This is a genomic window from Micromonospora sp. NBRC 101691, from assembly GCF_030269285.1.
GTDB lineage: Bacteria > Actinomycetota > Actinomycetes > Mycobacteriales > Micromonosporaceae > Micromonospora > Micromonospora echinospora.
On record NZ_BSTB01000009.1, the window covers coordinates 117,435 to 138,053 of the forward strand.

At 72.8% G+C, this 20,619-nt stretch carries 20 protein-coding genes; 8 read left to right on the forward strand and 12 right to left on the reverse strand.

Going from position 1 to position 20,619, the window contains the following annotated elements; translation table 11 throughout:
• The first annotated feature begins 40 nt into the window (after positions 1-40).
• Entirely contained in the window at positions 41-958 is a 918-nt protein-coding gene (locus QSK20_RS16360) for an SDR family oxidoreductase (RefSeq protein WP_285789441.1), read from the forward strand.
• On the opposite strand, the gene QSK20_RS16365 is transcribed toward QSK20_RS16360, so the two are convergent.
• Positions 949-2,025 (reverse strand): helix-turn-helix transcriptional regulator, encoded by a 1,077-nt coding sequence (locus tag QSK20_RS16365; RefSeq protein WP_285789442.1) that lies wholly within the window; start codon positions 2,023-2,025, stop codon positions 949-951. The genes QSK20_RS16360 and QSK20_RS16365 overlap by 10 nt on opposite strands.
• 95 nt (positions 2,026-2,120) lie before the next feature.
• Here QSK20_RS16365 and QSK20_RS16370 point away from each other — a divergent pair, with 95 nt between their 5' ends.
• Together QSK20_RS16370 and QSK20_RS16375 are read left to right on the forward strand one after the other, a co-directional pair.
• A complete protein-coding gene (locus QSK20_RS16370) occupies positions 2,121-2,918 on the forward strand; it encodes an EI24 domain-containing protein (RefSeq protein WP_285789443.1) in 798 nt (265 codons plus the stop codon).
• Positions 2,915-3,424, forward strand: coding sequence for an O-acetyl-ADP-ribose deacetylase (locus QSK20_RS16375; protein WP_285789444.1), 510 nt, complete (start codon positions 2,915-2,917; stop codon positions 3,422-3,424). Before QSK20_RS16370 ends, QSK20_RS16375 begins: the two co-directional genes overlap by 4 nt.
• A 24-nt stretch (positions 3,425-3,448) precedes the next feature.
• Here the strand turns inward: QSK20_RS16375 and QSK20_RS16380 are convergent, their stop codons facing one another.
• From QSK20_RS16380 to QSK20_RS16410, 7 genes are all read right to left on the reverse strand, one after another.
• A complete protein-coding gene (locus QSK20_RS16380) occupies positions 3,449-4,375 on the reverse strand; it encodes a GNAT family N-acetyltransferase (RefSeq protein ID WP_285789445.1) in 927 nt (308 codons plus the stop codon).
• A gap of 170 nt (positions 4,376-4,545) precedes the next feature.
• Positions 4,546-5,553, reverse strand: a complete 1,008-nt coding sequence (locus QSK20_RS16385; RefSeq protein ID WP_285789446.1) for a LacI family DNA-binding transcriptional regulator — start codon at positions 5,551-5,553, stop codon at positions 4,546-4,548.
• A gap of 19 nt (positions 5,554-5,572) precedes the next feature.
• Positions 5,573-6,943, reverse strand: a complete 1,371-nt coding sequence (locus QSK20_RS16390) for a GH1 family beta-glucosidase (RefSeq protein WP_285789447.1) — start codon at positions 6,941-6,943, stop codon at positions 5,573-5,575.
• Positions 6,940-7,773, reverse strand: a complete 834-nt coding sequence (locus QSK20_RS16395) for a carbohydrate ABC transporter permease (protein WP_285789448.1) — start codon at positions 7,771-7,773, stop codon at positions 6,940-6,942. Before QSK20_RS16395 ends, QSK20_RS16390 begins: the two co-directional genes overlap by 4 nt.
• Positions 7,770-8,762 (reverse strand): carbohydrate ABC transporter permease, encoded by a 993-nt coding sequence (locus QSK20_RS16400; protein ID WP_285789449.1) that lies wholly within the window; start codon positions 8,760-8,762, stop codon positions 7,770-7,772. The genes QSK20_RS16395 and QSK20_RS16400 overlap by 4 nt, the downstream gene beginning before the upstream one ends.
• Entirely contained in the window at positions 8,759-10,063 is a 1,305-nt protein-coding gene (locus tag QSK20_RS16405) for an ABC transporter substrate-binding protein (RefSeq protein WP_285789450.1), read from the reverse strand. The genes QSK20_RS16400 and QSK20_RS16405 overlap by 4 nt, the downstream gene beginning before the upstream one ends.
• 182 nt (positions 10,064-10,245) lie before the next feature.
• A complete protein-coding gene (locus tag QSK20_RS16410) occupies positions 10,246-11,010 on the reverse strand; it encodes a maleylpyruvate isomerase N-terminal domain-containing protein (protein WP_285789451.1) in 765 nt (254 codons plus the stop codon).
• Between the two features lie 70 nt (positions 11,011-11,080).
• On the opposite strand from QSK20_RS16410, the gene QSK20_RS16415 reads away from it, so the two are divergent.
• A complete protein-coding gene (locus tag QSK20_RS16415; RefSeq protein WP_285789452.1) occupies positions 11,081-12,172 on the forward strand; it encodes a UDP-N-acetylmuramate dehydrogenase in 1,092 nt (363 codons plus the stop codon).
• A 72-nt stretch (positions 12,173-12,244) separates the two neighbouring features.
• Here QSK20_RS16415 and QSK20_RS16420 read toward each other — a convergent pair whose 3' ends face one another.
• On the reverse strand, positions 12,245-13,036 hold the full coding sequence (locus QSK20_RS16420) for a class I SAM-dependent methyltransferase (protein WP_285789453.1): 792 nt from the start codon (positions 13,034-13,036) through the stop codon (positions 12,245-12,247).
• Positions 13,037-13,801: an SDR family NAD(P)-dependent oxidoreductase gene (locus QSK20_RS16425; protein WP_285789454.1), complete on the reverse strand. Its 765-nt coding sequence runs from the start codon at positions 13,799-13,801 to the stop codon at positions 13,037-13,039. It abuts the gene before it with no gap.
• Positions 13,802-14,019: 218 nt separating this feature from the next.
• Here QSK20_RS16425 and mshA point away from each other — a divergent pair, with 218 nt between their 5' ends.
• The 3 genes from mshA (at position 14,020) to QSK20_RS16440 (ending at position 17,027) form a co-directional block, all read left to right on the forward strand.
• The gene (mshA, locus tag QSK20_RS16430) at positions 14,020-15,378 is read left to right on the forward strand and encodes a D-inositol-3-phosphate glycosyltransferase (RefSeq protein WP_285789455.1); all 1,359 of its coding nucleotides are present in this window, start codon (positions 14,020-14,022) and stop codon (positions 15,376-15,378) included.
• A gap of 156 nt (positions 15,379-15,534) precedes the next feature.
• Positions 15,535-16,176, forward strand: coding sequence for a type III secretion system chaperone family protein (locus QSK20_RS16435; RefSeq protein WP_285789456.1), 642 nt, complete (start codon positions 15,535-15,537; stop codon positions 16,174-16,176).
• A gap of 122 nt (positions 16,177-16,298) precedes the next feature.
• Positions 16,299-17,027 carry a hypothetical protein gene (locus QSK20_RS16440; protein WP_285789457.1) on the forward strand — a complete coding sequence of 243 codons (729 nt, stop codon included), beginning with the start codon at positions 16,299-16,301 and terminating at the stop codon, positions 17,025-17,027.
• A 359-nt stretch (positions 17,028-17,386) separates the two neighbouring features.
• On the opposite strand, the gene QSK20_RS16445 is transcribed toward QSK20_RS16440, so the two are convergent.
• Positions 17,387-18,718 carry an MDR family MFS transporter gene (locus QSK20_RS16445; protein WP_285789458.1) on the reverse strand — a complete coding sequence of 444 codons (1,332 nt, stop codon included), beginning with the start codon at positions 18,716-18,718 and terminating at the stop codon, positions 17,387-17,389.
• Between the two features lie 155 nt (positions 18,719-18,873).
• On the opposite strand from QSK20_RS16445, the gene QSK20_RS16450 reads away from it, so the two are divergent.
• Positions 18,874-19,641, forward strand: a complete 768-nt coding sequence (locus tag QSK20_RS16450) for a phosphoglyceromutase (RefSeq protein ID WP_285789459.1) — start codon at positions 18,874-18,876, stop codon at positions 19,639-19,641.
• Between the two features lie 235 nt (positions 19,642-19,876).
• Here QSK20_RS16450 and phoU read toward each other — a convergent pair whose 3' ends face one another.
• Positions 19,877-20,518, reverse strand: coding sequence for a phosphate signaling complex protein PhoU (phoU, locus tag QSK20_RS16455; protein ID WP_285789460.1), 642 nt, complete (start codon positions 20,516-20,518; stop codon positions 19,877-19,879).
• Positions 20,519-20,619 lie beyond the last annotated feature (101 nt).

Consider the following 20,619-nt stretch of genomic DNA (forward strand, 5'->3'; position numbering starts at 1 on the left):
GCTGACCTGACGTGTCAGGTAATCCTGGCAGGGTCGGGGCATGACGACGAAACCACTGACCGGAAAGACTGCGTTGGTCGCCGGGGCGACACGGGGCGCCGGCCGGCAGATCGCGGTGCAGTTGGGCGCGGCCGGTGCGACGGTCTACGCGACCGGCCGGAGCAGCCGGGCTGGCCGTTCGGAACTGGACCGGCCGGAGACCATCGAGGAGACCGCCGAGCTGGTCACCGCCGCCGGGGGCACCGGCATCGCCGTCCGCGTCGACCACCTCGTACCCGAGCAGGTACGTGACCTGGTCGCCCGGATCGACGCCGAGCAGGGGCGTCTCGACGTGCTGGTCAACGACGTCTGGGGCGCCGATCCGTTGATCACCTGGGACACGCCGGTGTGGGAGCAGCCGCTCGACGCCGGTCTCCGTACGCTCCGGCTGGCGATCGACACCCACATCACCACCAGCCACTTCGCCCTGCCCCTGTTGATCCGTCGGCCGGGTGGGCTGGTGGTGGAGGTCGGCGACGGCACCACCGCGTACAACGACGACAACTACCGCCTCTCGCTCTTCTACGACCTCGCCAAGGTGGCGGTCAACCGGCTGGCGTTCGCGCAGTCCCACGAGCTGAAGCCGCACGGCGCCACCGCGGTCGCGCTCACCCCCGGCTGGCTGCGCTCGGAGATGATGCTGGCGCACTACGGGGTCACCGAGGAGAACTGGCGGGACGCACTGGAGAAGGAGCCGCACTTCGCCATCTCCGAGACGCCGGCCCTCGTCGGCCGGGCGGTCGCGGCGCTGGCCGCCGACCCGGACCGGGCCCGCTGGAACGGCAGCTCCGTCTCCAGCGGCGAACTGGCCCGGGTGTACGGCTTCACCGACGTCGACGGCAGCCGGCCGGACGCCTGGCGGTACGTGGTGGAGGTACAGGACGCGGGCAAGCCGGCCGACGTGACCGGCTACCGCTGACCGTCGTCCGGCCCGCCGGCACGGTCCCCGGCGGCGGGGGCCGTGCCGTCTCCGCATCTCGACGGCGAGGGCCGATTGGTCCCGTCCGACCGGCGGTCGTCGCGGTAGAGCGCGGCCAGCCGGTCGGCGGCGGCGGCCATCCGGGCCCGCAGGTCGGGCGGGTCGAGCACTTCCACCTCGGGCCCGAGCGCGAGCAGCATGTCGTACGCCACCTCGACGGACTCGACGGGCAACCGGGTCACCACCCGGCCCTGCCCGTCCGGTTCGCCGGCCCCGGCGACCGCCTCGTCGTACGCGAACGGGGCGTGTGCCACGTGTCGCAGCGCGCGCAGTCCCGCCGGGGTGAGCCGGACGGTGACCCGCTCGGCGAGCATCTGCCGGAGGAACGTCTCGGCCTGCTCCCGCCAGTACCCGCCCAGGTCGAACCCGTCGTCCCGGTCGAAGGTGTCGTCACCCACCCGCACGTCGACCACCCGGTCGACCCGGTACGTCCGGTAGGCGGCGCCGATCCGGCCGACGAGGTACCAGGTGCCGCTCTTGAGCACCAGACCGTACGGCTGCACCGTGCGGACGACGTCCCGCTCCCCGCGCCGGTACCGCAGCTCCACCACCCGGTCCCGCCACACCGCGCCGGCCAGCTCGGCCAGCCACGACGGCGGCGCGGCGTGCCGGAACCAGCCCGGCACGTCCAGGTGGAAACGCTGCCCGGTCCGGGCCGGCGCGTCCCGCAGCGACGGCGGGAGCGCCGCCAGCACCTTCAGCTCGGCGGCGGCGACGGCGTCGGCCAGCCCCATGTCCCCGGCCGGCCCGCGCAGCCCGGCGAGGAAGAGCGCCTCCGCCTCCTGCCGGGTCAACCCGGTCAGCCGGGTCCGGTACCCGCCGAGCAGCCGGTACCCGCCGGTCCGTCCCCGGTCGGCGTAGATCGGCACCCCGGCGGCGGAGAGCGCCAGCACGTCCCGGTACACCGTCCGTTCGGAGACCTCCAGTTCCCGGGCCAGCTCGGCGGCGGTCATCGCCTCCCTCGACTGGAGCAGCAGGAGCAGTGAGATCAACCGGGACGCGCGCACCCGGCCATCCTGCCCGGTGCGGCCGGTCGGCCACCGTGGACACCAGCGGGTCGGCCGACCGGTGGACCCCGACGGCGGCGGCTAGGCTCCGGTGCGTGGACACACCCAGGGTCGCCGCGCCGACCGCGAGCGCCGTCGGCCGGTTCTTCTCCGGGGCCGGGCTGCTCCTGCGCGGTCTCGGCCTGTACGCCCGTAACCCCCGGTTGATGCTGCTCGGCATCCTGCCCGCGCTGATCACCGGCGCGCTCTTCCTGGCCGCCTTCGCCGCGCTGGCGTACTTCGTCGACGACCTGGCCGCGCTGGTCACCCCGTTCGCCGACGACTGGTCGGCGACCGCGCGCAACCTGGTGCGGGTGATGGCCGGGCTGGCGTTGCTGGGCATCGGCGGGCTGGTCGGGGTGCTCACCTTCACCGCGGTCACCCTGGTCGTCGGCGACCCGTTCTACGAGAAGATCTCCGAGCGGGTCGAGCAGCGGTACGGCGGCACCCCCGGCGAGGTCGAGGTGCCCTTCTGGAGTTCCCTGCGTCGCAGCGTCGCCGACTCGCTGCGGCTGGTCGCGATCTCGGTGCTGATCGGTCTCCCGCTCTTCGCGGCCGGATTCGTCCCGGTGGTCGGGCAGACGGTCGTCCCGGTGGTCGGGGCGGTCGTCGGCGGCTGGTTCCTCGCCCTGGAGCTGGTCGGTGCCCCCTTCTACCGGCGCGGCATGCGGCTGCCGGACCGCCGCCAGGTGCTCCGGGCCGACCTGCCGACCTCGCTCGGCTTCGGGGTGGCGGTCTTCGTCTGCTTCCTGATCCCGCTCGGCGCGGTGCTGATCATGCCGGCGGCGGTGGCCGGCGCGGCGCTGCTGACCCGACGCCTCCTCGGCCAGCCCGTCCAGGAGGTGCACCCGTGAGGATCACCCTGGTCGAGGGGGACATCACCGGGCAGCGGGTCGACGCGATCGTCAACGCCGCGAACTCCTCCCTGCTCGGCGGTGGGGGCGTCGACGGCGCGATCCACCGCCGGGGCGGCCCGGCCATCCTCGCCGAGTGCCGGGCGCTGCGCGCCTCGCGGTACGGTCGCGGCCTGCCGACCGGGCAGGCGGTCGCCACCACCGCCGGCGACCTGCCCGCCCGCTGGGTGATCCACACCGCCGGCCCGGTCTGGTCGGCCGCCGAGGACCGTTCGGCGCTGCTGCGCGACTGCTACGCCAACAGCCTCCGGGTCGCCGACGAGCTGGGCGCGTCCGTGGTCGCCTTCCCGCTGGTCTCCGCCGGCATCTACGGCTGGCCCGTCGACGACGCCGTCGGGCAGGCGCTGTCGGTGCTGCGCGCCGCGACCCCGGCCACCGTCACCGAGGCCCGGCTGGTGCTCTTCGGTGCCGCCACCTTCCACGCCGCCGAGCGGGTGGCCGGCTAGACAACGGGCCGTTGAACGGTCCGGTCAGCCGGCCGGCGGCAGGACGCGCAGGCAGGACCAGAGCGTCGCCACCGGCCGGTAGCCCAGTCGCGCGTTGATCGCCAGCATCGGCGCGTTGGCCTCGTCGTTCGAGGTGTACGCGCGGGTCGCACCGGCGGCGGCCGCCCGGCGCAGCGCGGCGAGCTTCGCCAGCCGGGCCAGCCCTCGTCCCCGGTACGCCGGCAGCGTGGCGGTCATGTCCGACCAGATCCGGTCGCCGTCCCGCTTCACCAGGCTGAAGGCGACCAGTTCGCCGTCGACCTCCACCGCCGAGCTGGCGTGACGGTCCAGCCCGACGTTGTCCCAGACCTCGTAGCACCAGGTCTCGTAACCGAGCGCGTCGACGGCCACGTCGCCCGGCTCGTCCGCGCTCGCGGCCACGTAAGCCCCGTACAGGCGACGCGGCTCCAACCCGGTCAGCGCGGGTGTCCGTACCCCGGTGGGCGGGGCCGGTGCCGGCGGTGGCGTCCGCAGGTCGAACCGGGCGTAGCGGACCGCCCGACTCGGCACGAAACCCCGCTTCTCGGCGAACGGCAGCGAATCGGCCGAGACCCAGGTGCGCAGCCGGTGGAGACCGAGTGGCGCGAGGTGCCCGAGCGCCGCCTCCGACAGGGCGGTGCCGAGCCCGCGCCCCCGGTGCCCGGGATGGACGTGCAGCATGGCGATCTCACCGGAGCCCGCCGTCGACGTGTGGCCGTGCCGGTACGCCGACACCCAGCCGACGACCGTCGAGTCGACCTCGGCCACGAAGGCGGCCCAGTCCTCCCCGGGCGGGGGTTCACTGATCATCCGCCGGGTCGACTCGACGCCCCGGACCAGGTACGGGTGCACCAGGGCGCGGAGCGCGACGACACCCGCCGCGTCCCCGGGGCGGGCGGCGCGGACCAGGGCCGGAGCTGGTGGGGCAGTCACCCCGGTACCGTACGTCCGCCTCGCCGCCCAGGCCACGGAGTTGTCCCTCCCCGGCCCGCATGATCGACACGGATTGCGGCATGTCGGGGTGTCGCCCGGCACGGACACCCCGACCTGCCGTATGTCGAGGCGCGTGGCCGGGGCGCGGCGGATGCGGGAAAGGGAGAGGGTCAGGCGGAGGCGCGCAGCACCAGTTCGGTGGGGAGGACCAGGGCGGGCTCGACGGTCTCGCCGGCGGCGAGGCGCAGCACCTGGCGGGTGCCGGCCCGGCCCAACTCCAGGATCGGCTGCCGGACGGTGGTCAACGGCGGCTCGGTGTAGGCGGCCGTCTCGATGTCGTCGAAGCCGATCACGGCCACGTCCTGCGGCACCCGCCGACCGGCCTCGCGCAGCGTCCGCATGGCGGCGTGCGCCATCAGGTCACTGGCGGCGAAGACGGCGTCCAGGTCGGGGTCGGCGGCGAGGAGTTCGCGCATCGCCGCCGACCCGGACTCCCGGGTGAAGTCGCCGTACGCCACCAGCTCGGGCAGGCCGGCGGCGGCGACGGTGTCCCGGTAGCCGGTGAGGCGCTCGATGCCGGCGACCATGTCCTGCGGGCCGGCGATGGTGGCGATCCGCCGCCGGCCGTTCTCGACCAGGTACCGCACCGCGCGGGTCACTCCGCCGACGTGGTCGACGTCGACGTACGGGACCGGGGAGTCGCCGAGCCCGCGCCCGCTGCACACCACCGGGATGCCCAGCCGGGCGAGGCGGGCGGGGAGCGGGTCGGCGCCGTGCAGCGAGGCGAAGAGCACCCCGTCGACGTGGCGGCCGGTGGTGTACCTCTCCACCCGCTCCCGCCCGGCCGGCGAGCCGGCGAGCATCAGCACGAGCTGCTTGTCGGCGGCCTCCAACTCCTGGCTGACGCCCCGGATGATGCCGGGGAAGACCTGGTCGTCGGAGAAGACCCGGGTGGCCGCCTCGGGCATGATCAGCGCGATCGAGTCGGTCCGCTGGGTGACCAGGCTGCGGGCGGCCAGGTTCGGCACGTACCCCAGCTCGGCCACGGCCCGGTGCACGGCGGCCCGGATCGGTTCGGCGACCGTGGTGGAGCCGTTGACCACCCGCGACACGGTCGCCCGCGACACCCCGGCCCGGCGGGCCACCGCCTCCAGCGTGGGTCGCTGCGCCGTCGTCATCCCCGTCACCACCGCCTCGTCACAGCCCGTTCCGGGAGATCACCTCCTGGTACCACCGGGCGCTGGCCTTCGGTGTGCGCCGTTGGGTCAGGTAGTCGACGTGGACGATCCCGAACCGCTTCCGGTAGCCCTCGGCCCACTCGAAGTTGTCCAGCAACGACCATACGAGATAGCCGCGCAGGTCCACGCCCCGGCTGATCGCCTCGTGCGCCGCCCGCAGGTGCCCGTCGAGGTAGGCGATCCGGTCGTCGTCGGCGACCAGGCCGTCGGCGGGGCGGACCGGGTCGGGGAAGGCCCCGCCGTTCTCGGTGATCATCATCGGCAGGCCGGGGTAGTCGGTGTGGATCCGCTCCAGCAGGCGGGCCAGCCCGGCCGGCTCGATCGACCAGCCCATCTCGGTGAGCGGACCGGCCGCCGGCAGGAACTCGACCGCCCCCTCGGTGCCCGGCCAGGTCCCGCCACCGCCGGCCGCGTCGGGCCGCCCGGCCACGTAGGTGGGCTGGTAGAAGTTGATGCCCAGCAGGTCGATCGGCGCGGCGATGGTCTTCTCGTCGCCGTCCCGGATGAAGGTCGGCTCGACGTGCCGGGCGATGTGGGTCAGCATGTCCTCCGGGTAGCCCGCGCCGGTCAGCGGGTCCAGGAAGATCCGGTTCTGCATCCCGTCGACCAGGCGGACCGCGGCGGCGTCGGCCGCGCTGTTCGGGTCGGCCGGCTGGACGTCCGCCGGGTTGAGGGTGATCGAGACGGTCTGCGCGCCGGCCGCGCGGAGCGCGCGGGCCGCCAGGCCGTGCCCGAGCAGCAGGTGGTGCACGGCGGTGAAGGCCGCACCGGCGTCCTGCACCCCGGGCGCGTGGATCCCGCTGCCGTAGCCGAGGTACGCCGAGCACCACGGCTCGTTCAGCGTGGTCCAGGTGCGCACCCGGTCGCCGAGACGGGCGTGGACGGCGGTGGCGTACTCGGCGAAGTGCTCGGCGGTCTCCCGGTTGGTCCAGCCGCCCCGATCCTCCAGGATCTGGGGCAGGTCCCAGTGGTAGAGCGTGACGATCGGGTCGATGCCCCGCTCGGCCAGGGCGTCCACCAGCCGGTCGTAGAAGTCCAGGCCACGCGGGTTGACCGGGCCGGTGCCGTCGGGCCGGATCCGGGGCCAGGAGACCGAGAAGCGGTACGCCCGCAGCCCCAGGTCCGCCATCAGCGCCACGTCGTCGCGGTAGCGGTGGTAGTGGTCGCAGGCCACGTCACCGGTGTGCCCCTGGAAGACCTTCCCCGGCGTACGGCTGAAGGTGTCCCAGATCGACGGGGTGCGACCGTCGTCGTGGGCCGCGCCCTCGATCTGGTACGCGGCGGTGGCCGCTCCCCAGACGAACCCCTCGGGAAATCGCAGCGTGTTCAAGCCTTGACCGCACCTTCCATGATTCCGCCGATGATCTGGCGGCCGAACAGGACGAAGACGAGCAGCAGGGGCAGGGTGGCGATCGCCGTGCCGGTGAACACCTGCGACATGTCCTGGTAGTAACCGTCCGACAGTGCCCGCAACGATAGTTGCACGGTCGGGTTCTCCGGGTCGTTGAGTACCGCGTACGGCCACAGGAAGTCGTTCCAGGTGGTCATGAAGGTGAGCAGCCCCAGCACCGCGGCGGCCGGCCGGAGCGCGGGCAGCACCACGTTCCAGTAGACCCGGGCGGTGCTGCAGCCGTCCATCCGGGCCGCCTCGATCAGCTCGGTGCTGACCGCCTGGCCGGCGTACTGCCGCATCATGAACACGCCGAAGCCGGTGACCAGGGCCGGGACGATCACCGCCGGCAGCCGGTCGTTCCAGTTCAGCTTGGTCATCAACAGGTAGAGCGGGATGACGCCGAGCTGGGTGGGGACCATCATGGTCGCCACGATCACCAGCAGCAGCGCGTTGCGTCCCTTGAAGCGCAGCTTGGCGAAGGCGAACCCGGCCAGGGTGGAGAAGAAGACCACCGAGACGGTGACCGTGGTGGCCACGATCGCCGAGTTGATCAGACCGGCCAGGAAGTACGCGTCGGTGTTGTCGAAGAGCCGGGCGATGTTCGCCCCGAGGTTGCCGCCCGGGGTGACCGGCGGCGGAACCTGCCCCATCGCGTCGCTGGAGCGGCTGGCCACCACGAACATCCAGTAGATCGGGAAGATCGACAGGAATCCGGCGAGGATCAGCGCCGCGTAGGTGAGCCGGCTGGCCGACCAGAGCTTGTTCACCGGCCACCCTCCTTCTTCCGTCCGCCCCCGGCGAGCCGGCGCAGCATGAGCACGTTGATCGCCGCCACGACCGCGATCAGCGCGAAGAGCAGCCAGGCCACCGCCGAGCCGTAGCCGAAGTTGTAGTGCGGGGCGAAGGCGTTCTCGAACATGTACATGGTCACCGTCTGCGACTCCCGCATCGGTCCGCCACGGATCGGGTTGGTGCCGGAGTGGAACAGGCGGGGCTCGGTGAAGAGTTGCAGCCCGCCGATGGTGGAGATGATGACGGTGAAGATGATGGTCGGCTTGAGCAGCGGTACGGTGATCGACCAGAACTGCCGGACCCGGTTCGCCCCGTCGATCGCCGCCGACTCGTACAGGTCGCGGGGGATGGCCTGCATCGCGGCCAGGAAGATCAGGGCGTTGTAGCCGGTCCACCGCCAGTCGACCATGGCCGAGATGGCGACCCAGGAGGCGAACCGGTCGGACTTCCAGCCGACCGGGTCCACCCCGACCAGGTCGAGCAGCCAGTTGACCATGCCGAACTCGCGGCCGAAGAGCACGCCGAAGACGATCGCCACGGCGGCGGTGGAGGTCACGTTCGGTACCAGCACGGTCATCCGGAACAGGGTCCGGGCCCGTAGTTGCCGGTTGAGCAGGTTCGCCAGCCAGAGCGCGGCGAGCAGCTGCGGGACGGTGGAGATGACGAAGATCCCCAGGGTGTTGACCACCGCGTGCCAGAAGTCCGCGTCGGCCATCAGCTTGGTGTAGTTCTCCATGCCCACGAAGGGGTGGTCGCTGCCGAGCAGGTCCCAGTCGTGCAGCGAGACCCAGAACGTGTAGCCCAGCGGATAGAGCCCGAAGACCCCGAAGAGCAGGAAGAACGGTGCGATGTAGAGGTACGGGGACCAGCGCTGGTCGAGCCGGCTGAGGCGTACCCCCTTCGGGGGCCGGGCCGGTGGGGGCGCCGGGGCCCCCACCGGTGGCCGTTGGAGTCCGACGGTCACTTGTCGGCGGCCTTCTTGGCGTTGTTCACCGCGTCCTTCCAGCCCTCCTCGGGGCTGCGCTGACCGAGCTCGACGGTGCGGACGGCGTTCTCCACCTCGGTCCGGACCGCCTGGTTCTTCGGGCCCATGTAGACCGGCTTGAGGGTCTTGGCGCCCTCGGCGAAGATCTGCCCGACCGGGGCGTCGGAGAAGTACGGGTTCTTCGCGTCGAGGATCGCCGGGTCGGTCAGCGCCTGGGTGGACGACGGCAGCCGGCCCTTGGTCTTGAACGCGCCGATCTGGCCCTTGGCGTCGGTCAGGAACTTGACCAGCTTGATCGCCTCGGCCTGGTTCTTGCTCTGCTTCGGCACGGCCAGGTGCGAGCCACCCCAGTTGCCACCCTCGCCGGGCACCCGGGCGATGTCCCACTTGCCCTTGGCGGCCGGGCCGGCGTTGCCCTCGATGACCCCGGTCATCCAGGCCGGGCAGGCGATGGTGGCGAACTTGGCCTGCTTGAAGGCGGAGACCCACTCCTCCGACCAGGAGCCGTACTTGCCGGAGAGCCCGGAGTCGACGATGTCCATCGTGGTGTCCCAGGCCTGGCGGACCGCCGGGTTGCTGTCGACCACCAGCTTGCCGCTGGTGTCGTAGTAGTGGTAGCCCGGCCCGTTGCCGGCGGCCTGGAGCACGATGGTGTTGAAGATGTTGGTGGCCGCGTCGAGGAAGGACGCCCCGGTGTTCTTGGCCTTGTACTGCTCACCGACCTTGATGTAGTCCGCCCAGGTCGGCCAGAGCTTGGAGACCTCGTCCCGTTCGGTGGGCAGTCCGGCCTTGGCGAAGAGGTCCTTGCGGTAGCAGATCGCCATGCCGCCGACGTCGGTGCCGAGACCGATGAGGTGCTTGCCGTCGGCGGTGAGGCCCTGGTTCCAGTTCCACTCCAGGAAGTTGCCCTTCAGCTCGCCGGCGCCGTGGTCGAGCAGGTTGACGAAGTTGTCGGGGTTGGCCTTGTACTCGACCATCAGCCCCTCTTCGATGGCGACCACGTCTCCGGCGCCCTTGCCCGCGGCCAGCCACTGGGTCAGCTTCGGCGAGTACTCGTCGAGGTTGCCGCCGGTGCCCCGCTCGACGATCTTGACGTTGGGGTTGGCGGCCTCGTACTCCCGGTACAGCTCCTCGTAGCCGAACTGGCCGAAGACGTCGACGGTCAGCGTGATCTTGCCGCCCTCGGCGGGCTCGTCGCTCCCGCCGCAGGCGGTGGGGGCGAGCAACGCGGTGGCCGCGACCAGGGCGATCGCCGCGAGGCGGCGCGGATTGGCACCCATCTGTATCGGACCCCTCTCAGGTCGGTATGTGCTGCGGCGGTGAGCCGGTTCTGGTGGTGGTGAGAGAGCGCTCTCTCGCAAGGGTGGTGGTCCCGCGACCCGCTGTCAAGAGAGCGCTCTCCCTCGCCGTACCGAAAAAGGCGGGGGCGAATCGCCCCCGCCTTCCACCGCCGACCCGGCGGTCAGACCACCCGCAGCCCCGCCAGCAGCGAGCGGTCCCCGGTCACCTTCAGGGTGTCGAAGTCCACCCGGCCCCGCAGCGCCAGCAGCAGGTCGCTGGCGGTGCCCACCGCGTGCGCCCGCGCGTGGTGGTCGTCGTGGTCGAGGATGGTGCCGGTGTCCAGCAGCGCCACCCCCTCGCCACGCAGCCGCAGGAACCACTCCTGCCCCGCGTCGGTCGCCACCAGCTGCACCACCCCGCGCCACTGCCCCGGCGCCGGACGCCGGCCGGCCGGCAGGAAGGTGTCCAGCACCTCGCTCACCCCGTCGGCGGCGAGCTTCGCCTCGATCGGCTCACCTGCCGCGATGGCGAGCTGCGCCTCCCAGCGGTGGATCGCGGTCTCGTGCGCCGTGCGGCGCAGCCAGAACCCGGCCCGCTTCGGCTGCGGCGCCCAGTTCCACGCCGGCACCTCCGGGTCCAGGCCGTCGAAGATCGCCAGCAGCCGGTCGTACGACTCCTGCCAGACCTGTACCGGGGTGGCGCCGGCGGGCACCTCGGGCCGCTCCGGGCGCGGCACCGCCGGGGCGACGGCCTGCCCCGCGGCGACCCGCTCGTGCGCGAACCGGTAGACCCCGGCGAGATCCAGGACGAGATCGGTGACCGTCCAGCCGGGGCGGGAGAGGACGGGCGTCTCCGGCGGCGCCTCGGCCACGGCGGCGGCGAACGCCGGGCCCTCTGTCCGGAGCGCGCCGATCCAGAAATCCTTGCTGACGTGCGGTCTGCTCATCGCGATCCTCCCGGGGTGACCGTGCCACCTGTGCCATGTCACGGTTGTTGCCCAGCCTAGGGTGAAAGGCGTGTCAGACGCCTACGCCCAGCCGACAGCAGACACCGATTCCGCCGACGCCCGTTCCCTGGCGAGATACACCACCCTGCGGCTCGGTGGTGCGGCGAACCGGCTCGTGACCGCTGTCAGCGCCGAGGAAATCGTACAGAGGGTGCGCGAGGCGCACCGGCGCGACGAAGCGGTCCTCCTGGTCGCCGGAGGCAGCAACCTGGTGATCGGGGACGTCGGGTTCGACGGCACCGTCGTCCTGGTCCGCTCCCGGGGCTTCCGGGTCGTCGCCGAGGACGCCGACACGGTGACCCTCCGGGTCTCCGCCGGAGAACCCTGGGACGACCTGGTGGCCACCACCGTCGCCAACGGATGGGCGGGGGTGGAGTGCCTCTCCGGCATCCCCGGCTCGGCCGGCGCCACCCCGATCCAGAACGTCGGCGCGTACGGCCAGGAGGTCGCCGAGACGATCACCGGCGTCGAGGTGTACGACTGCCACGAGGGCAGCGTCAGCCGGATCGACGCGGCCGACTGCGGGTTCGCGTACCGGTCCAGCGTCTTCCGGTACAGCGACCGCTGGGTGGTGCTCTCCGTCGACTTCCGACTGCACCGCTCACCCCTGTCCACCCCGGTCCGCTACGCCGAACTGGCCCGGGCACTCGGGGTCGAGGTCGGCGACCGGGTGCCGCTGGCCGACGCCCGGGACACCGTACGCCGACTGCGCGCCGGCAAGGGCATGGTGCTCGACCCGACCGACCCGGACACCCGCTCGGTGGGTTCCTTCTTCACCAACCCGGTGCTCGACCGCCCCGCGTACGAACTGCTCCGGGAGCGCGCCGCCGACCTGGGCGAGCCGCCGTCCTGGCCGGGCGCGGGAGACGTGGTCAAGGTCAGCGCCGCCTGGCTGATCGACAAGGCCGGCTTCGTCAAGGGGCACCCGGGACCGGAGGGAGTGGCCATCTCCGGCAAGCACACCCTGGCGCTCACCAACCGCTCCGGCACCGCCAGCACGGCCGCCCTGATCACCCTGGCCCGGGAGATCCGCGACGGGGTGCACGACCGCTTCGGGGTCACCCTGCGCCCGGAGCCCGTCCTGGTCAACTGCGTCGTGTGAGGCTGCCCAGGGCCGGCTGGGGTGGTAGCAGGGGTCCCCTGTTACTCAAAAAGCGGTAACAGGGGACCCCTGCTACCACCCGGCGGGGGCCACGGCGGACCACGGGACGGTCAGCTCGCCGAGCCGCCAACGGCGGGGACGGTCCAGCACCGGCCAGCCCGCCTCGCGTAGGCCCGCCACCGTCCGCAGCCAGCGTTGCCGGGGGCCGAAGGGCGCGTACGCCGCCGTCGCCCGCCAACCCTCGTCGAGCGCCCGGACCAGGTCGTGCACCCGTTCACCGGGGACGTTGCGGTGGATCAGCGCCTTGGGCAGCCGCTCCGCCAGCGTGGCCGGGGTGTCCAGGGCGGAGAGCCGGGCGGCCAGGGTGAGCGAGCGTGGGCCGTCGGCGTCGAGCAGCACCCAGCCGCCGAGCCGGCCCAGCTCGTCGCAGGTCCCCTCGACCAGCAACCCGCCCGGCGCGAGCGCGGCGGTCATCGTCCGCCAGGCGGCGGCCACGTCGCGTTCGTCGTACTGGCGGAGCACGTTGAACGCGCGGGCCAGGGCGGGCCGGAGTCCGGCCAGCTCGAAACCACCCCGGGCGAAGGTGAGCCGGGGCGGGTCGGCGGCGGGGGCGGCCGCGACCACCCGCGCCGGGTCGATCTCCAGTCCGACCAGCCGTACGTCGGCGCGGACCCCGGCGGCCAGCCGGGCCCGCAGTTCCACGGCGGTGACCGGTGTCGCACCGTAGCCCAGGTCGACGACCAGCGGATCGGCCGCCGCGCGGAGCCGGTCGCCGCAGGTCGCGACGATCCAGTTGTCCACCCGGCGGAGCCGGTTCGGGTTGGTCGTCCCCCGGGTGACCACGCCCTGGGGCCGCTGTGCCACTCAGCCCACCCGGTGCACCTTGTGCTGGGCGGCCTGCGCCAGCGGCCGGACCACCAGGCGGTCGACGTTGACGTGCTGCGGGCGGGTCGCGCACCAGGCGATGCAGTCCGCCACGTCGTCGGCGACCAGCGGCTCGGCCACCCCGGCGTAGACCGCCGCCGCGCGTTCGGCGTCGCCGTCGAACCGGACCAGGGAGAACTCGTCGGTCCGCACCATGCCGGGGTCGATCTCCACCACCCGGACCGGACGGCCGCAGAGTTCCAGCCGGAGCGTGCCGGCGACCGCGGTCTGGGCGTGTTTCGCCGCGGTGTACCCGCCGCCGCCCTCGTACACGCCGAGGCCGGCGGTGGAGCTGACGATCACGATCGTGCCCGCCCCGGAGCGCTCCAGCGCCGGCAGCACCGCCTGGGTCACCCGGAGAGTGCCGAGCACGTTCACGTCGTACATCCACTGCCAGTCGCCGACCGAGCCGGACTCCACCGGGTCGAGCCCACGGGCGCCCCCGGCGTTGTTGACCAGCAGGGTGACCGGTCCGGGGGCCCGCTCGGCGGCGGCGGCCAGCCCGGCGACGGACTCGTCGGAGGTGACGTCGCAGGTGACGGCGGTGGCCGAGCCGCCCGCGGCGGCTATCCCGGCGACCAGGTCGGCCAGCCGGTCGGCGCGGCGGGCGGCGGCGAGCACGTGGAAGCCCTCGGTGGCGAGCCGGCGGGCGGTGGCCGCGCCGATCCCGCTGGACGCTCCGGTGACGATGGCGACAGGGGTCATCCGGCCATTGTCGTCCCCGGCACGTGCGACGTGCCCGTCGCGGCCCGGAACTGTCCGTCCGACGGCGGATGACCTCCGTCACCGATGAGGTCCGTCACGCTCACCGGACGCTCCGAGACATTTCCCGACGCTGATCGGGAAGATGGGATCCGGCGTGCGGGTTGACCGAGAAGCGCCGGTCGTGCGGACGGCATTCACCGTGGGTTGAGGGAGCGGACGTGGCGGAGATGCACACCGGTGTCGGTCGTCAGCGTGGTGCCCGTCCGTGGCCCCGGCGTATCGCCACGATCTCCGTGCACACCTCGCCGCTGCACCAACCGGGCACCGGCGACGCGGGCGGCATGAACGTCTACATCGTCGAGGTCGCCCGCCGGCTCGCCGCCGCCGGTGTGGAGGTCGACATCTTCACCCGGGCCACCTCCGGTGACCTGCCGCCGGTGGTCGAGATGGCCCCCGGCGTGCACGTCCGGCACGTCACGTCCGGTCCGCTGGAGGGGCTCACCAAGGAGGAGCTTCCCGGCCAGCTCTGCGCCTTCACCGCCGGGGTGCTGCGGGCCGAGGCGGCCCGCCCGCCCGGCTGGTACGACCTCATCCACTCCCACTACTGGCTCTCCGGCCAGGTCGGCTGGCTGGCCAAGGAGCGCTGGGGGGTGCCGCTGGTGCACACCGCGCACACCCTGGCCAAGGTGAAGAACGCCCAGCTCGCGGCCGGGGACCGGCCCGAACCGAAGGCCCGGGTGATCGGCGAGGAACAGGTCGTCGCCGAGGCGGACCGGCTGGTCGCCAACACCCGCGTCGAGGCCCGCGACCTGATCGACCGGTACGACGCCGTACCCGCCTGGGTCACCGTGGTCGAACCCGGCGTCGACCTGGACCGCTTCCGCCCGGCGGCGGGTGACCCGGTCCTCGCCCGGCGTGCCGCCCGCCGCCGGCTCGGCCTGCCCACCGAGGGGTACGTGGTCGCCTTCGTCGGCCGGATCCAACCACTGAAGGCGCCGGACGTGCTGGTGCGCGCGGTCGCCGCGTTGCGGGCCCGCGATCCGTTCCTCGCCGACCAGGTGACCGTGGCCATCGTGGGTGGTCCCAGCGGGAGCGGCCTGGACCGGCCGACCTCGCTGATCGAGCTGGCCGACACCCTCGGGGTCGCCGACCGGGTCCGCTTCCTGCCGCCGCGCACCGGGGACGACCTCCCGGCCCTGTACCGGGCCGCCGACCTGGTCGCGGTGCCGTCGTACAACGAGTCGTTCGGCCTGGTGGCCCTGGAGGCGCAGGCCTGCGGTACGCCGGTGGTGGCGGCGGCCGTCGGCGGTCTGGTGACCGCGGTGCGCGACCAGGTCAGCGGGGTGCTGGTCGACGGGCACGACCCGACCGCCTGGGCGGGCACGATCGGGCAGCTCCTGCCGGACCGGCCCCGGCTGGCGGCCCTGGCCCGGGGGGCGGTGCGCCACGCCGCGCACTTCTCCTGGGACCGGACGGTGCACGGGTTGCTCGCCGTCTACCGGGAGACGATCGCCGACTACCGGGACCGGCTCACCTCCGAGCTGGCCGCCGACGGCGCGGTGCTCTCCTGCGGCTGACCCGCTGACCCGCTGACCCGCTGACCGGCTGGGCCGGCCGACTGGCTGGACGGCCGACCGGCTGGATCGGCCGACCGGCTCGGACCCGCGCACCCGTCCGGAGCCCGGGACGGTGGACCGGGGCGGGCCGCCACAGGCGGTCGTAGAGTGGGGTCGATGAGCGCGAAGAGCGAGGTTGCCGCCCTGATCGAGGCGTACTGCGCGGAGCGGGAGCTGGAGCACGAGGCGACCGGGCCGGCGTCGTACGCGGTCACCCTGCCGGGCACCCACAAGCTGAAGACGATCTGCAACCTGGTGGTCGGCGACCACGCGCTGCGCGTCGAGGCGTTCGTCATGCGCCAACCGGACGAGCGGCGCGAGGAACTCTGGGCCTGGCTGCTGCAACGCAACGCCCGCATGTACGGCGTGGCCTTCTCCGTCGACACGGTCGGCGACGTCTATCTGACCGGTCGGGTCAACCTCGCCGGGCTGGACGCCGACGAGCTGGACCGTCTCCTCGGCGCGGTGCTGACCTACGCGGACGAGTCGTTCGACACGATGTTGGGGATCGGCTTCGGCACGGCGATCCGCCGCGAGTGGGAGTGGCGGGTCAAGCGGGGCGAGTCGACCGCGAACCTCGCCGCGTTCGCCCACCTCTTCGTCCCGTCGTCCGGCGTCGGTGGACCGCCGTCGTCGGGCGGTGCCGGTCGTCCGCTGGCATCGGGTGATGGCGACCGTCCGCCGTCCGGTGACGGTGACGACCCGGCGACGACGGGCGACCGACCGGCGGTCCGCGCCGACGACGACCGGGCGGAGTGACCGGGACCTGACGGTTCCGGGGCGTCCGGCGGTTCGGAACCCGCCTGGCGGGTATGCCGCACCGCGCGGTGCGGCACGGGGACCCGCCGCGACGACGGACTGTCGAGGAGCGTGAGCGTCCCATGGCCCAGCGGAACAGCTCTGGTCGCGGCGGGACCGCGACGACGAGGCGGCGGACGGGGGGTCGGCAGACCTCCGCGTCCGATCTCGCGGAACTGCGGGTGGACGAGATCCGTGCGCGGCTGCGGGCGCACGGGGTCTCGGGTGTCTCCCGCCTGCGCAAGCCGGAACTGGTGCAGGCGCTGGTGAAGGCGGAGCGTCGGGGCGGAGCCGGTAAGCGGAGCACCGGTCCGTCCGGACGGGCGGCTGCGGGCGGCCGGCGGAGCGCGCCGGCGCGGGCGGCGTCCACCACGTCCACCCGTGCCGGGCAGGGCAGGGCGGAGCGGAAGGCCCGGGCGACCGCGAAGCCGACCCGGGCGGCCACCCGTACGGGGCGGGCCTCGTCCCGGTCGGTGAGTTCGTCCCAGCGGATCGAGTCGATCGCGGACCGGCCGGAGCGCCCCGGGCGCAGTCTGGTCACCGCCAACCACGACGTGATCCAACGTTGGGCGCGGGCGCGCGGGGCGAAGCCGGCCACCATCACCGGCACCGAGCGCGACGGTCGGGTCGGGGTGCTGACGTTCGACCTGCCCGGTTACCGGGAGAGCCGCCGGCTGCGCCAGATCACCTGGAACGACTGGTTCCGCACCTTCGACGAGCGCCGGCTGAACCTGATCTACCAGGAGCAGTTGCGGGACGGCCGGCCCAGCAACTTCTTCCGGACCGAATCACCCGATCGGGAAGACGCGTGATCCGTTTACCGGAATGCGGGGCGGGTATGCCGACGTTGTCAACGGTGGAGTCAGGTAACCGGCTGTGACCGGCGAGACAGCCCGAAACGGTTGTCTTCGGATACTGACCGAACTAGCTTTATTGCCCTACGCCGCGCTTGGAAACGTTCGGGGGAGCGGCGGATCGAGCAGATCCGCGCACCAGGCGTGACGTAGGGGGACGGGTGGACCATCGCCGTTGGGGGACGGCGCCCACCTGTTGAACCGGCGGCGCGAGCGGGCGACGCTTACGGGGGTGAGTGTCGCCCGCCGCCGCCGGGTGAGCGATGCGGGCGTCCAATCCGACCAGGTCGGGCAGGACGCCCGCTTTCGCGTCCGCGTCAGCGGGTCGTGGAGGGTTCGGCGGGTGCGGTCGCCGCAGCCTCCGCCGCCTGCGGGGCGGGTGGCACGAGGGCGGTGGCCGGCTCGACCGGCGGGACGGTCAGCGGGCGCAGCGCGACGGCCCGGCGTTCCCGGGCCGGCCCGGAGAGCAGGTGGACGGCGGCGATGACCGCACCGATCACGGCGCAGCCCAGCCAGAGCGTGACGTTTCCCGCCTCCTGCCGGACCAGGCCGCCGAGGACCGGCGCGACGGCTCCGGCGACCTGCCAGGAGAGCGAGAACACGCCCTGGTAGCGCCCGCGCAGCTCGGCCGGGGAGAGCTCGGCGATGAGCGTGGAGTTCGACGGGGAGTTGAGCATCTCGCCGAGGGTCCAGATCAGCACGGTGAGCCCGTAGAACCAGGCCGCCTCGGCGAAGGCGGTCAGCCCGAAGCCGACGCCCATCACGACGGAGGCGAGGGCGAGCACGTGGGACCGGCTGCGTCCGCGGATCAACCGGGGGACGAAGAGCTGGCCCACCACGATCAGGACGCCGTTGAGCGCGATCACCGAACCGTACGTCGAGGTGGAGAGGCCGTCCTCGCCCATGGCGATCGGCAGCATCGAGATGTGCTGGAGGAAGACCAGCGCGCTGAGCAGGTTGAGCGCCACGAAGCCGAGGTAGATCCGGTCGCTGAGGATGGTGCGCAGGGCGCTCCTGGGAACGGTCGCGCCGCCGACGCCGGCGGGGACGCTGACCTTCGGCTGCCGCGTCTCCCGTACCTTGACGAAGATGACCAGGGCGGTGGTCAGCGTGGTGACGGCGTCGATGACGAAGAGCAGCAGGTAGTCGACCTCGGCGGCGAAGCCGGCGAGCACGGCGGCGCTGGCGAACCCGAGGTTGATGGCCCAGTAGTTGAGGGAGAAGGCCCGGAGCCGGTCCCGCTCCGGCACCACGTCGATCATCATCGCCCCGAAGGCCGGCCGGGCCGCCTCGGCGAAGAGGCCGAGCAGCAGCGCCCCGGCGGCCACCGCCCAGAGCGGCCGGGCGAAGCCCAACGCGAGCATCATGCTGGCCGCGCCGACGTGCGCGGTGAGCAGGGTCGGCTTGCGCCCCCAGCGGTCGGTGAGCATGCCGCCCACGGTCGTGCCGACCGCGCCACCGACGCCCCAGAGCCCCAGCACCAGACCGGCCTGGAGTTCGGAGAAGCCGCGCTCCTGGGTCAGGTAGATGGCGAGGAAGATCAGGACGAACGAGCCGAGCCGGTTGATCAGGGTCCCGGCCCAGAGATACCAGAAGGTGGCCGGTAGGCCGCCGGTCGTCTCCCGGAACCAGCCCCGTACCGTCCGCACGCCCGCGCCCCCGTTGCCCGTAATGACCGATCGTTGTCCAAGTGCCTTACGCAACCTAGTCCGGGGCCCCGGCGCAGGTCACCCGCTTTTCCACGTGGTGGTCGTCACCACCTCCTGCCGCGTGTCCCGTCCCCGGTTCGGGCAGGATGATCCCCATGACTGCGAGCGAAGGGCCCACCGTCGGGACGCTGGTCCTGCTGCGGCACGGCGAGAGCGACTGGAACGCCAAGAACCTCTTCACCGGCTGGGTCGACGTCGACCTGACCGCCAAGGGCGAGGCCGAGGCGCGGCGCGGCGGCGAACTGATGCGCGAGCACGACCTGCTCCCCGACGTCGTGCACACCAGCCTGCTGCGTCGGGCGATCCGTACGTCCGAGCTGGCGTTGCACGCCGCCGACCGGCACTGGATCGCGGCGCGTCGGTCGTGGCGGCTCAACGAGCGCCACTACGGCGCCCTCCAGGGCAAGAACAAGAAGCAGACCCTCGACGAGTACGGCGAGGAGCAGTTCACGCTCTGGCGTCGCTCGTACGACACCCCGCCGCCGCCGATCGACGACGCCGACGAGTGGTCCCAGGCCGGCGACCCCCGGTACGCGCTGCTGCCGACCGAGCTGATGCCCCGGACCGAGTGCCTCAAGGACGTCGTCGAGCGGATGCTGCCGTACTGGTACGACTCGATCGTGCCGGACATCCTCGCCGGCCGGACGGTCCTGGTCGCCGCGCACGGCAACTCGCTGCGGGCACTGGTCAAGCACCTGGACCAGATCTCGGACGCGGAGATCGCCAAGCTGAACATCCCCACCGGCATCCCGCTGCGCTACGACCTCGACCCGCAGCTGCGACCGCTGACCCTGGGCGGCACCTACCTCGACCCGACCGCCGCCAAGGACGCCGCCGCGGCCGTGGCCAACCAGGGTCGCTGACCACCCTCGTCCGCCCGACCGGCAGCCGCCCCACAGCCGACGCGCGACCGGACGCGCGTCGCGTGCGGGTGTCGCGCGTCGGCAGTTGTGGTGTTAGCAGAGGCCCCTTGTTACCGCTTTTTGGGTAGCAGGGGACCCCTGCAACCACCTCACCCCACCCCACCCCACCCCACCCCACCCCGCCCCCCACCGCCCGGGAAGGCGGGGAGGGCGGGAGAGGCGGACGGCGGCGCGCTCAGACCGGTTCGCCGGTCACCAGGTAGACCACGTGCTCGCCGGCGTTCACCGCGTGGTCGGCGAAGCGCTCGTAGAACCGGCCGAGCAGCGTCGCGTCGATTGCCGTCTCCACGCCGTACGGCCAGGCGTCGTCGAGCAGCACCCCGAAGAGGCTGCGGTGCAGGTCGTCCATGGCGTCGTCGTCACGGTCCAGTTCGGCGGCGAGGTCCGCGTCCGGGTCCGCCAGCACCGAGGCGATCTTCGCTGCCATCCGGTCCGCGATCTCGGCCATGTCGGTGAAGATGGGCCGCAGTTCGGCGGGGACGGCGGGGGAGGGGTGCCGCCGTAGCGCGGTCTTGGCGACGTGGTCGGCGAGGTCGCCCATCCGCTCCAGGTCTGCGGCGACGTGCAGCGCGGTGATCACCGCCCGCAGGTCCGAGGCGACCGGGGCCTGTCGGGCGAGCAGTTCGCAGACCCGCTCCTCGACGTCGCGGTAGAGGCCGTCGATCTCGGCGTCCCGCGCGATCACGACCTCGGCCGACTTCCGGTCGGCCGTGAGCAGCGCCCGGGTGGCCTGCCGCATGGCGGCCCGGATCCCCCCGGCCATGTCCACCAGCAGTTGGCTGACGGTCTGCAGTTCGGCCCGGAACTCGTCGCGCATGGTCACGTCCTGTGGTCGGTGGCCGCCCTGGATCCTCGGCGGCGCGGGTGGGTGGTTGTCCCGTCGGCGGGGTGGCCGGTGGGTGCGCGCCCAACCGTAGG